At 59.5% G+C, this 11442-nt stretch carries 9 protein-coding genes; 6 read left to right on the forward strand and 3 right to left on the reverse strand.

Annotation, left to right across the window (positions count from 1 at the left end):
• Nucleotides 1–10: 10 nt before the first annotated feature.
• From VEB01_RS20775 to fae, 3 genes are all read left to right on the forward strand, one after another.
• On the forward strand, nucleotides 11–211 hold the full coding sequence (locus tag VEB01_RS20775) for a YnbE family lipoprotein (protein WP_324878847.1): 201 nt from the start codon (nucleotides 11–13) through the stop codon (nucleotides 209–211).
• An 18-nt stretch (nucleotides 212–229) separates the two neighbouring features.
• The gene (locus VEB01_RS20780) at nucleotides 230–586 is read left to right on the forward strand and encodes a YdbL family probable chaperone protein (protein ID WP_324878849.1); all 357 of its coding nucleotides are present in this window, start codon (nucleotides 230–232) and stop codon (nucleotides 584–586) included.
• Between the two features lie 394 nt (nucleotides 587–980).
• Nucleotides 981–1517 (forward strand): formaldehyde-activating enzyme, encoded by a 537-nt coding sequence (fae, locus tag VEB01_RS20785; RefSeq protein WP_324878850.1) that lies wholly within the window; start codon nucleotides 981–983, stop codon nucleotides 1515–1517.
• A 24-nt stretch (nucleotides 1518–1541) separates the two neighbouring features.
• On the opposite strand, the gene VEB01_RS20790 is transcribed toward fae, so the two are convergent.
• Together VEB01_RS20790 and VEB01_RS20795 are read right to left on the reverse strand one after the other, a co-directional pair.
• Nucleotides 1542–2747, reverse strand: a complete 1206-nt coding sequence (locus VEB01_RS20790) for an exo-beta-N-acetylmuramidase NamZ family protein (RefSeq protein WP_324878852.1) — start codon at nucleotides 2745–2747, stop codon at nucleotides 1542–1544.
• A 22-nt stretch (nucleotides 2748–2769) separates the two neighbouring features.
• Nucleotides 2770–3321, reverse strand: coding sequence for a DOMON-like domain-containing protein (locus VEB01_RS20795; protein WP_324878853.1), 552 nt, complete (start codon nucleotides 3319–3321; stop codon nucleotides 2770–2772).
• Between the two features lie 266 nt (nucleotides 3322–3587).
• Between VEB01_RS20795 and VEB01_RS20800 the strand changes: the two genes are divergently transcribed.
• The 3 genes from VEB01_RS20800 to VEB01_RS20810 are packed head-to-tail and all read left to right on the forward strand — an operon-like array spanning nucleotide 3588 to nucleotide 9764.
• A complete protein-coding gene (locus VEB01_RS20800; protein WP_324878854.1) occupies nucleotides 3588–5042 on the forward strand; it encodes a PAS domain-containing sensor histidine kinase in 1455 nt (484 codons plus the stop codon).
• Nucleotides 5042–5875 (forward strand): response regulator, encoded by an 834-nt coding sequence (locus tag VEB01_RS20805; protein ID WP_324878856.1) that lies wholly within the window; start codon nucleotides 5042–5044, stop codon nucleotides 5873–5875. Before VEB01_RS20800 ends, VEB01_RS20805 begins: the two co-directional genes overlap by 1 nt.
• Complete coding sequence (locus VEB01_RS20810) at nucleotides 5853–9764, forward strand: EAL domain-containing protein (RefSeq protein ID WP_324878858.1); 3912 nt, start codon at nucleotides 5853–5855, stop codon at nucleotides 9762–9764. Before VEB01_RS20805 ends, VEB01_RS20810 begins: the two co-directional genes overlap by 23 nt.
• Nucleotides 9765–9951: 187 nt before the next feature.
• On the opposite strand, the gene lnt is transcribed toward VEB01_RS20810, so the two are convergent.
• Nucleotides 9952–11433 carry an apolipoprotein N-acyltransferase gene (lnt, locus tag VEB01_RS20815; RefSeq protein WP_324878860.1) on the reverse strand — a complete coding sequence of 494 codons (1482 nt, stop codon included), beginning with the start codon at nucleotides 11431–11433 and terminating at the stop codon, nucleotides 9952–9954.
• Between the last annotated feature and the right edge of the window lie 9 nt (nucleotides 11434–11442).

Below are 11442 nucleotides of genomic sequence, written 5' to 3' on the forward strand. Positions count from 1 at the left end.
GAAAACAACAATGATGCGAGGCATTTTTTTCGCAAAGGTTTCTTCTCTCGCTGTGATGACGCTGTTCGCGGCTTGTACCCCTCGCGTCGAGCTGGCCGCACCGCAGGAACCCATCACCATCAATCTCAACGTCAAGATCGACCACGAAGTCCGAGTCAAAGTCGAAAAAGACTTGGAAGACGTACTCTCGAAAGAGAGCGGGTTGTTTTGATTCGAACGAGGATTTGTCATGTCCAAATATATCCCCTTGCGCGGGTTGATTGCGCCCTTGTTGGCATTGGTGCTTGGCGTGGCGGGCTGGGCGCCGGCGAGTTGGGCGATCGGTCTTGACGACGCGAAGAGGCAGGGCTTGGTGGGCGAACAGCCTAACGGTTATCTCGATGCGGTAGTACCTGACGCGTCCGCAGATGTCAGGGCGCTCATCGCGGATATCAACACCAAGCGCCGCCAGAAATACGAGCAGGTCGCCAAGACTAACGGCACCAGTTTACACGTGGTGGAAACCTTGGCCGGGAAAACGGCTATCGAGAAGACGCCGCCAGGTCAGTACGTCAGATCGCCTTCGGGACGCTGGATTAAGAAATAGCGACCCGGCATGATGGCTAACGCTCTGATTTCTATATCAGTTTATGGCCTATCGGTCGCGTAGCGCATTTTTGAATCCGTTTTATGGGTTTTCTGTATTCTCCCGTATGGCACGCCCGAGCATCGCCGCCTAGAGCCGGATCAGCCCAGAGGGGCGCGGCTCCAGGCGGTGACGCGCAGGATCAGCGCGCCATCCGGGTGCCTTTTCTTTTGGTTGCTTTTCTTTGGGCAAACAAAGAAAAGTAACTCGCCTGCGGGGCGATACCCGCTCCAAACTAAGGCGCCGCCAACAGCGGCTTCCTTTTCTACGTAACGCCTCATGCTACGCAGACCGTACATTAGAGCTGAAAACGCTTTAGTACCACCGTTTTTTTCCACAAATAAGGAGATACACCATGTCGGACAAGATCATCTTCAAAACCGGCGAGGCCACGGTACTCGCCGCCGAAGGGCAATACACCGATGCCATGCCGGAAATTCTCATCGGCGACATGAACGGCCCGGTTGGGCAAGCCTTCGCCAACATGATGGGGCAATCGGCGGGACACACCCGCATGTTCGCGATCCGCGCCTGCAATCAGCAAGTGCGCCCCGCCACTTTGATGGTGCCGAAAGTCACCATGAAAAGCAGCGCCTACGTCAACCTATTCGGCGGCGTGGTTCAGTCGGCCACGGCGGATGCAGTGCTGGACTGCGTAATCGAGGGCATCATTCCTCGCGATCAGGCCAATCACCTTTGCATCATCAGCCTGATCTGGATCGATCCCGAGTGCGCCAACGATCCCAACCTGGACGAAAAGGACCTGTACCGCACGAATTACGAGGCGACCAAATTGGCCATCAAGCGCGCGCTTAACGATGAGCCCTCCATTGAGGAACTGATCGCCAACCGCCATACGATCAAGCACGATATGTACGATCCGGAAGCCTAAGCGCAAGGGGGAAACGGCAGCCGATCACCGATACAGCAGCACCGCCTCCCGCTCCTCCTGCCAAGACCGCTCGTCCGGCAGCGTCAGCGCGTCGAGATCGGACGGAGCGGCAGCGGCATCATCCACCCACTGGCGCAGCAGTTCGCTGCCATTGATGAGGTCGATGGCGAGGCGATCGCGTTCGTACTCATAAGGAAAGTCGCGCCAGAGATCGTAGTCCGGCCGGAGCTTGCGGATCGCCTTGAAAGCCAGGGCTTGCAGCCGCCAGGGCCGGAAGGCGCCGTGATCGTAGGCGGCATCCTCGATATGAATCTGCACGCCTTCGCACAACTTCCCCGTGTGCTTGTGGAAAGTGGGCTCGAACCAGCAGGCGCGCAGCCGACAGCCCCGCAACCAGCCCGGTGCCAGCGCCTGCATCTCGGCGACGAGCCGGTTCGCATCGAGATCAGGCGCGCCGAAGAGCTCCAGGGGACGGGTGGTGCCGCGGCCCTCGGACAAGGTCGTCCCTTCCAGCATGACCGTGCCGGCGTAGCAGCGCGCCATCCATAAGTTGGGAGCGTTAGGGCTGGGATTGATCCAGGTACGCTCGCCCAGAGGCCAGCCGTAGCCCGGTGCTTTCGCCGGCTCCCAACCCTCCATCTTCACGATGCGATAATCCACGTCGAGACGCAGGGTTTCCACGAACCAGTGAGCCAACTCGCCCAGCGTGAGCCCATGCCGCATGGGGAGTGTTCCGGCGCCCACGAAACTTTCCCAACTGGGGCGTAATCGCAGCCCCTCGATCGGGCGGCCCGCGGGATTCGGCCGGTCGAGAATCCAGACCGTCTTGCCCTTCTCGGCCGCTTCCTCCAACACGTATCGCAAGGTCGTGATGAAGGTGTAAATTCGGCAGCCCAGATCCTGCAGATCGACCAGCAGTACGTCGAAGCTGTCCATCATGGCGGCGGTCGGGCGACGCACCTCGCCGTACAGGCTGAAGACCGGAATGCCGTGCACCGGATCGGTGAAATCCGGCGACTCGATCATGTTGTCCTGCTTGTCGCCGCGCAGTCCGTGCTGAGGTCCGAAAGCGGCCACGACGTCGATGTCGTCGAGCGTGGCCAGCGCATCGAGCGAATGAACGAGGTCCCCGGTCACCGAGGCCGGATGGGCGAGCAAGGCCACGCGCCGGCCCGCGAGCGGCTTACGAAGGTCGGGGTTGTCGAGCAGCCGGTCAATGCCAAACTTCATCAATGTCTCCTTGTGGCGAATCTCAGGCGTTGTCGGTGGAATCGAGCTCAAGCACGAAATTGTCGGGGTGGTGGAAATCGGGCTTGCCCGGCGGGTGCATGAGCGCCCAATATGAGAGTCTGCCGCCCTCCTCTTCGATAACGGCGGACACACCCAGCCTCAGGTTTGCGCCCTCAAGCTCGATCGGTAGATCGTTCAGACGGATGAGCGTATTCAATTCGAGCCGATGGGCATCGAGGGTCAGCGCAATTTTCGGGGGGCGGGTTTGCGGAACGACCGACATCCCCTCTCGATAAGCTGAAAAGCGGTAGATCGCCCACTCCGTCGACGGCGCGAAATTGAACTCGTAATATCCTTCGCCGTGCATCAGAAAAGCTTCGAAACAGGTATGCTGCCAAAGTCCGTCGGCGCGGCGCGCTGGGCAAGGGCTCGGAATCCGCAAACCGGCGATGTCTCCCTCGATCGCGTAATCGAGCGCGAGCATTCCATCGGACGTTCTCTGCGTCCGCACCGTGAAACGGCGGATGAGCTCGCAAGGGATGGACGGATGGCAATTCAGCGGAATGGCTTGCATGGGCCCATTATAACCGGTACTAACCCGACGCCCGCACAAACGGCGCCGATTTGCAGGCCAAGACGAATCTGGCCCGGCAAACCGGACGTGACGTCGTCTCCGGGTGTGCATTCCGGAGACGGCAACAGGATTTTTTCAGATGACAAATGGTCTACGAAACAATGTCGCACCAAAACGGTCGGAATGGAGGCTTATTTCAGCGTCTAATTTGTCGCTTTTGGGGGCGGAGAAGATCCGACTGACGGCACAAACGACCCGCTTAAACCATGTCTTCGCTGATCGACTCCGATAACAGTCCAATGATGATGATCAATCCGTCGGGCATCATCACCGATGTCAACAGACCGATGGAGGCCCTGATGGGTTACTCGCGCGAGGAACTCATCGGCACCCCGTTCAAGAGTTATTTCATCGATCCCGAACTGGCCGACCACGGCATGCTCAGGCGCGTTCTGCGCGAAGGCAAAGTCATCGACTACGAACTTACAGCCAAGGCCAAAGACGGGCGCCGGATATTTCTCTCCTTCGATGCCAGCACGTTTAATGATGATCCAGGCCTGCTCCAGGGCATCGTCGCGACGGCCCAGGACGCGGGCGAGCGAGAACGTGCCCAAACGAAATTCCGCGGGCTGCTGGAATCGGCACCCGACGCAATGGTCATCGTCGACCGGGACGGCCGGATCGTCCTCGTCAACTCGCAGACCGAGAAACTGTTTGGCTACGGCCGCGGTGACATTCTGGGCCGTAGCGTCGACATCTTGGTGCCCGAGCGCTTCCGGGGCAAGCACATTGGGCACCGCACCCACTATTTCGATGCTCCCCGGCCGCGGCCGATGGGTTCGGGACTCGAACTTTACGGCTTGCACAAGGACGGCTCCGAATTCCCGGTCGAAATCAGCCTCAGCCCGCTCGAAACGGAAGACGGCGTCCTCGTGATCGCCTCGATCCGCGATATCACCGACCGCAAACGGTCTGAGCAGATCCTGCGCGAGAAGAATCTCGAACTGGAGAAAGCCAATCTCGCCAAGGACCACTTTCTGGCCGGCATGTCCCATGAACTGCGCACGCCGCTCAATGCCATCATCGGTTTCACCGGCACTTTGTTGATGAAGCTGCCGGGTCCGCTCACCGCAGCGCAGGAAAAGCAGCTAAAGATCATTCAGACCAGCGCCAAGCATCTGCTATCGCTGATCAATGACCTGCTCGATCTCGCCAAGATCGAATCGGGCAAAGTCAAAGCCAATCCGGAACCCATTGTGTGCCAAGAAGCGATCCGGGAGGTCGCCGAAACACTGCGCCCGATGGCGGAACAAAAAGGACTCAGGTTCGAGCTCAAGCTTCCACCGGAAGATATTGTCGTAGAAACCGACCGTCGGGCTTTCATCCAAATCCTCATCAACCTTGCGAACAACGCAGTCAAATTCACGCCGCAGGGCGAGGTGTCGATCGAATTGAGCCGGCGACGGGAAAACGGCGATGCCATGATTGATGTTAGCGTATGCGACACCGGCATCGGCATTAAACCGGAAGACCAGGCCAAGCTGTTCCAGGCGTTTACCCAGGTGGACGCCACCTCGACCCGGCGCTTCGAAGGTACCGGATTGGGCTTGTACCTCTGCCAAAAGCTGGCCGCCTTGATCGGCGGGCATATCGGAGTCCGTAGCGAATACGGCACCGGCAGCACCTTCACCTTTACCATGCCGGCAAAGAGGACTGGCTGATGCCGGCGCGCATACTGGTTATCGAAGATAATCCCGACAACATGGACCTGATGGTCTATCTGCTCGAAGCTTACGGGCATATACCGCTTACCGCCCATGATGGCGAAGCGGGAGTGGAGATCGCGCTTCGGGAACTCCCGGACCTCGTCATTTGCGACATCCATCTGCCCAAGCTGGACGGCTATGGCGTGATTCGGGAACTCAGGCGCCGTGCAGGCCTCGGGCAGACTCCCGTGGTGGCAGTCACCGCCCTCGCCATGGCGGGCGACCGAGAGAACCTCCTCGCCGCCGGATTCGACGGCTATATCTCCAAACCCATCGTCCCCGAATCTTTTGTCGAGCACGTGGAAAGCTTTTTGCGGGACGATCTGCGTTCCATCCGTAAACACGAACCGGCCTTGACGGCCCCGGAGCCCGTGGCCACCCCAGAGGCAAGGCGAGGCGCCATCCTGGTCGTGGACGATTCCTCGGACAACCGGGAACTCATCCGCAGCATCGTCGAACCTTTTGGTTACGGCGTGACATTGGCCGAGAGCGTAAAGCAAGCGCTCACGCACATCACGCGGATACGCTTCGACTTGATTTTGTCCGATCTGGATATGCCCGACATGGACGGCTGGAGCTTCCTTGAAGCCGTCAGAGCCGACGTCCGGTTACGCGCCACTCCCCTTGTTTTCATCAGTGCCTCAGTGCAGGGCACCACGGAGCGGGATCTCGCATTGAGGCAGGGCGCCGCCGGGTTTATCCTAAGTCCTATCGAACCGCAGGCGTTGCTGAGAGAAATAGAGCGCTGTCTGAACGGAGCCCGACATGGCGAAGATTCTGATCGTTGACGACCGCCCGCTCAACCGCGAATTTCTGGTGACGCTCCTCGGCTACGGCGATCACCGTCTGCTTGAGGCTTCGGACGGCGCGGAGGCCCTGGAAATCATTCGGGCCGAGCATCCTGATCTGGTGATCACCGATATCCTGATGCCGGCTATCGACGGTTACGAGCTGGTAAACCAGCTCCGTGCGGACCCGGCGCTCGCCAAGACTCGCGTCATCTTTTATACCGCCACCTACCGCGCGCCGGAAGCGCGCGCCTTGGCGGAGTCTTGCGGCGTATCCGCCGTGTTGGCTAAGCCCTCCTCGCCCGAAGAGATTCTCGGCGTCGTGCAAGGTGTGCTCGGGCTGCCCGCCACCGCGCCCGGCCGTCTGCCGGACACCGCTGCCCAATTGGGGACTGAGCCGCTCGGCAATCTCGCCGGCCAACTCACCGGCTACTTCTCCGATATCGAAACGGTACGCCAGTTGATAGCCCGGATCATCGAATCCGGACCGGCAATGATGGAAGAACGCGATCAATTGCGCGACATCACTACGCGACTCTCGCTGTCCCTGAATCATCTGCAGGAAATCAGCCTTAGGCTCGCTACGCTCATCGAACTGGGGCTAGAACTTGCCTCGGTCCGCGATCCGAAACGCTTGCTCGAAACCTTTTGTCGCGCGGCCCACGACGTTTGCGCCGCCCAATACGCCGTCGTCGGCTTGCTGAACGGCGATGGGAAACACCTGTGCCAGATTTACACCCGGGGCATGGAAGAGCAGACCATTGCTCTGCCGGACTTGCCTTCGCTTTCGACCGGAATCCTGGCCCGGCTGCTTGCGGAACGCCATCCCCAGCGCATTTCCGGATTGAACGGCGACCCGGAATCCTTAGGGTTGCCGGCCACGCACCCGCCGATCTATTCCTTCCTCGGCCTGCCGATCGCATCCTCGAGCCGTGTCTATGGATGGGTGTATCTTGCCAATAAGCTGGGGGCGGTGGGATTCGACGAGATCGACGAGGATATCGCCGCTACGGTAACAGCCCAAGTGGCGACCGCCTATGAAAACCTGGGATTTTACGATGAACTGCAGCGGCGGGCGGTGGCCCTGCAACTGGAAATCACCGAACGTAAGCAGGCTCAGGAGTCGTTGCGCAAAACCCTGCGCGCGCGCGCCGTGATGGCCGAATGCAACCATGCCCTGATTCATGCCGCCGAGGAACACGAACTGTTCGATCAAATGTGCCAAATCATGGTCAAGACGGGCAATTACCCGATGGCTTGGATCGGCGTGGTCCGAGACGACGAACACCATACCCTGGCCCCGGTCGCCCATGCCGGTTGCGAAGTCGGTTGCCTCAAGGAATGGAGGCTCACCAAAATGGACACGGACAACTGCAGCACGCCGGTGGGCAGGGCAGTTCGCAGCGGGAGAACCGTCGTCGTACCGGACCTCGCAATCGTTGATGAATGGGCCGGTTGGCGGGAGCAAGTTCTTTCACGAGGGTACCGTTCGGTGATCGCCCTGCCCCTCAAAACCGGCACGCATGTTTTCGGGGCCTTAAGCATTTACGATAACGCGCCTGCCGCGTTCGGACACGATGAACTGGCCCTGATGGAAGAATTGGCGGACGACATCGCCTATGGCGTCGAGAACCGCCGGATCCAAGCGGCTCGCGATCGGGCGGAACGGCGCTTGACGACGCAATACGAGGTGGCCCGCCTCTTGGCGGAGTCCGCCACCCTGTCGGACGCGAGCCCGAAAATCCTGCAAGTCATTTGCGAAACCCTGAACTGGGATGTGGATGTGGGAGAGCTCTGGGTAGTGGACCGTGCGGCGCAAGTGCTGCGCTGCGCGGGTCTCTGGTGCAGGGAGGGTACCGAGACCGAGGAGTTCGAGGCAGCCACCCGGCCGATGACGTTTGCGCCAGGCGTGGGACTGCCGGGACGCATCTGGATGTCCCAGCAGTCCGTCTGGATTGCCGATCTCTCCCGAGATCCCAACTTTCTGCGAGCCCCTCTCGCCAGCAACGCCGGGTTGCGCGCTGCGTTCGGTTTTCCGATTCGGTTCGAAGGCCGGGTGCTCGGCGCCGTCGGGTTTTTCAGTCGCGAAATCCGCAAGCCCAAAGAAGACTTGATGAACATGTTCACCGCCATCGGCAGCCAAATTGGTCTGTTCGTGGAGCGTAAACGCACCGAGGAGGAACTGCGGGTTTCCGAAGAAAAACTGAGCAGCATCCTCGGCTCGATAGACAATATTGTCTGGTCCCTCTCGCCATCGACCGGCGAAACGCTTTATGTCAACGCTGCGGCGGAGAAAGTTTGGGGGCGACCGGTAGCCGATTTGATAAAAAACAAGGATCTATGGCTGCAAAGCGTCCATCCGGAAGACCGGGAACGGATGCGCAACACCATGGGAGAGCTTTTGGAAAAGGGCGCATTGACCACGGAATACCGTATTCAGCGCCCGGATGGCGAAATCCGCTGGCTGGAAGACCGGGTCAAGGTCATTTACGACAAGGCCGGAAACCCCCTGCGGCTCGACGGCGTGGCCAGCGACATCACCGAGCGGAAGCAATACGAGGCCAGCATCGAGTATCTGGCGACCCATGATGCGCTGACCCATCTCCCCAACCGCACTCTGCTCGCCGACCGCCTATCCCAGTCGCTAGCCCACGCAAAGCGCACCGAGCGGCCTCTGGCTTTGCTCTTTCTCGATCTGGACCGATTCAAAGATATCAACGACAGCTTCGGTCACGCGTTGGGCGACGCCTTGCTGCAAGCCGTCGCCGAACGGCTTCAATTGTCGGTCCGTAAGGGCGACACGGTAGCCCGGCAAGGCGGTGATGAGTTTCTTATCCTGCTCTCCGATCTCGACAAAATGGAAGACATCGAGTTTGTGGCCATCAAGATTCTCCGGGCCTTCGCCAAGCCTTTCGTGATCGAGGGGCGGGAACTGTTTGTGAGCGGCAGCATCGGAGCGAGCGTTTATCCCGCCGACGGTGAAGACATGGAGACGCTGCTCAAGCATGCGGATACGGCCATGTACCGCACCAAGGAGGAAGGGGGCAGCGGTTTCCGGCTTTACGCTCGCGAAATGAGTCACCGCGCGCTCGAACGCATCAAAATGGAAAGCGCTCTGCGGCGGGCTTTGGAACAGCGCCAATTCGAGCTGTTTTATCAGCCCAAGGTGGAGCTCAAGGGCGGTCGGATTATCGGCGCCGAAGCCCTGATCCGCTGGCGGCATCCGGATTTGGGATTGGTCTTGCCCGCCCGCTTCATTCCGCTGGCCGAGGAGACCGGCTTGATTCACGCGATCGGCAGTTGGGTACTGAAAGCCGCGTGCTCACAAAGCAAAGCCTGGCAGGAAGCCGGACTGCCCTCGTTCGGCGTAGCCGTCAATCTGTCCACTCGGCAATTGAGAGGGGGGAATCTGGTGGAATTGGTCACCAAAACCCTGAGCGAGACCGGATTGGAAGGCCGTTATCTGGAGTTGGAATTGACCGAAACCATGGTCATGCAGGATCCCGAACGCTTCATCCCGATTTTGGCGGAATTGAAAGAACTGGGTGTGCGGCTCTCCGTCGACGATTTCGGAACGGGCTATTCCAGCTTGAGTTATCTGAAACGGTTCCCGTTCGACCGGCTGAAGATCGATCAGTCGTTTGTCCGGGACATCGCGACGGACACTAATGATGCCGTCATCGTGCAAACCGTCATCTCGCTAGGCCACACCCTCGGTCTCAAAGTAGTCGCGGAGGGCGTGGAAACCTTGGAACAGTTGACTTTCCTTTGCCGCCATCGGTGCGACGACATGCAGGGTTATTATTCGAGCCGCCCGGTCACGGCCGAGCAATTCGGCCGTCTGCTGCGCGAGAACCGCAGGCTGCCATTGCCGTCGATAGCGGCTTGATTTTCGCCGGGAACGGCTACACCGCTCTTTCGACAGGCTACAACTGTAGTAGGCCGGAATAAGCCCTTCGGCTGGGCTCAGGACAGGCTTCGCGTTTCCGGCGTTTTGGCTAAAGCGACGTTTGCGATTGGAAGGGTCGTCCTGGCGCTCCCAGGATGACCGTTTGCGATTGGAAGGGATTCCCGATCTACTCTCGTACCCTGCGCGAACGATGCCAAGCCGCGAGGCTCAAGCCCAATCCAAGAGCGATTACGACGGGCCAATCTCCCCACAGAGCGTAAGGCGTACTGCCCGCAATGGGCGTGATCGTCCCGGTAGCCTGAGCGCGCTGGAACAAAGGCGCCGCAACGGTGATCTCACCCTTCGGCGAGATGATGGCCGTCACGCCGGTATTGGTGGCGCGCAGCATATAGCGTCCGGTTTCGAGAGCCCTCATCTTGGCCATCTGCACGTGCTGATGGGGTGCGATGGAATCGCCGAACCAGGCATCGTTCGTGACGTTCACCAGATAAGCGGCCTGGGGTAAACCGGCCAGAGACTCTTGACCGAAGATGTCTTCATAGCAGATCGAGGCCACCAAAGGATGGCCCGCCGCCACCAGCGGCGTTTGGCCGCCGTTCCCGCTGGCGAAATCCGACAGCGGAATTTCCAGGATGTCCAGCACGAAACCCAGTACGGGGCGCAACGGCAGATATTCCCCAAAGGGCACCAGATGCCGCTTGAAATAAACCCCCGGCGATTTCCCCAGCGCGACGACCGCATTGAAATAGCGGTCCTGGACTTGATCGTAAAACGGTACCCCGATCAATAGGTCGGTACCGCTAGCCTTCGCTTCCGCCTCCAGATCGGCAAGAAACGTATCCTTGACCTGATGATAAAACGCCGGTATCGCGGTCTCCGGCCAGACGATCAGCCGCGAATCCCACGATTGCCGAGTCATCTCGGTATACATTTGCAGCGTCGCCCGCTGGAATTCCGGCTGCCATTTCATGTTTTGGGGGACATTTCCCTGAAGCAACGTCACCTTGAACGGCTCGCCGGCCGGCTGCGTCCAAGAAACCCCGCTCAATACGCCGCCCAGGCCGAGAACCGAAATGATCGCAACGGCGACGATCATCCGCGGTTTACGAGCCGAATGGAACGCGGCCAGAATTCCCCCGGCCACAAAGGCCAGACTCCAGCCGATGCCGTAGACGCCGAGAATGGGCCCGTAGGCAGCCAAGGGTGTATCGGTTTGGCTATAGCCGATTTGCAGCCACGGAAACCCGGTCAGGAACCAGCCCCGAAACCATTCCACCAAAATCCAAACCGCCGGGAAAACGACCAGTAATTTATATATCCGGCCCCCGCCGAAAAAGCGAACTGAAAGCCACCCCGCCAATGCCGGATAAAGCGCCAAGAAGGCCGTAAATACGAAGGTCAACGCCGCCGCCTCAAAGAGGCTTGCACCGCCGTAATCGTGCATGCTGACGTAAACCCAGGAAACGCCGAGGCCATATTGCCCCAGGCCGAACAGGTAACCGCGCAGAAATGCCCGGCGCGGCAAGACGTTCAACCAGCCGGCGAACAAGAGAAGTAAGGCGGCGACGGCAAGGACGGGATAGTTGAAAGGGGCAAACGCCAGCGGCAACAACAGACCGCCGAGCAAAGCCAGAATGTCGTAAATCACGGTCCGGAT

Origin of the sequence: Methylocaldum sp., assembly GCF_035627495.1 — a bacterium.
Taxonomy (GTDB): domain Bacteria; phylum Pseudomonadota; class Gammaproteobacteria; order Methylococcales; family Methylococcaceae; genus Methylocaldum.

What these genes read in the sequence shown, in the direction of transcription:
- VEB01_RS20775 (WP_324878847.1), top strand. Translation starts at nt 11, where the DNA reads ATGATGCGAGGCATTTTTTTCGCAAAGGTTTCTTCTCTCGCTGTGATG.
- VEB01_RS20780 (WP_324878849.1), top strand. Translation starts at nt 230, where the DNA reads ATGTCCAAATATATCCCCTTGCGCGGGTTGATTGCGCCCTTGTTGGCA.
- fae (WP_324878850.1), top strand. Translation starts at nt 981, where the DNA reads ATGTCGGACAAGATCATCTTCAAAACCGGCGAGGCCACGGTACTCGCC.
- VEB01_RS20790 (WP_324878852.1), bottom strand. Translation starts at nt 2,747, where the DNA reads ATGAAGTTTGGCATTGACCGGCTGCTCGACAACCCCGACCTTCGTAAG.
- VEB01_RS20795 (WP_324878853.1), bottom strand. Translation starts at nt 3,321, where the DNA reads ATGCAAGCCATTCCGCTGAATTGCCATCCGTCCATCCCTTGCGAGCTC.
- VEB01_RS20800 (WP_324878854.1), top strand. Translation starts at nt 3,588, where the DNA reads ATGTCTTCGCTGATCGACTCCGATAACAGTCCAATGATGATGATCAAT.
- VEB01_RS20805 (WP_324878856.1), top strand. Translation starts at nt 5,042, where the DNA reads ATGCCGGCGCGCATACTGGTTATCGAAGATAATCCCGACAACATGGAC.
- VEB01_RS20810 (WP_324878858.1), top strand. Translation starts at nt 5,853, where the DNA reads ATGGCGAAGATTCTGATCGTTGACGACCGCCCGCTCAACCGCGAATTT.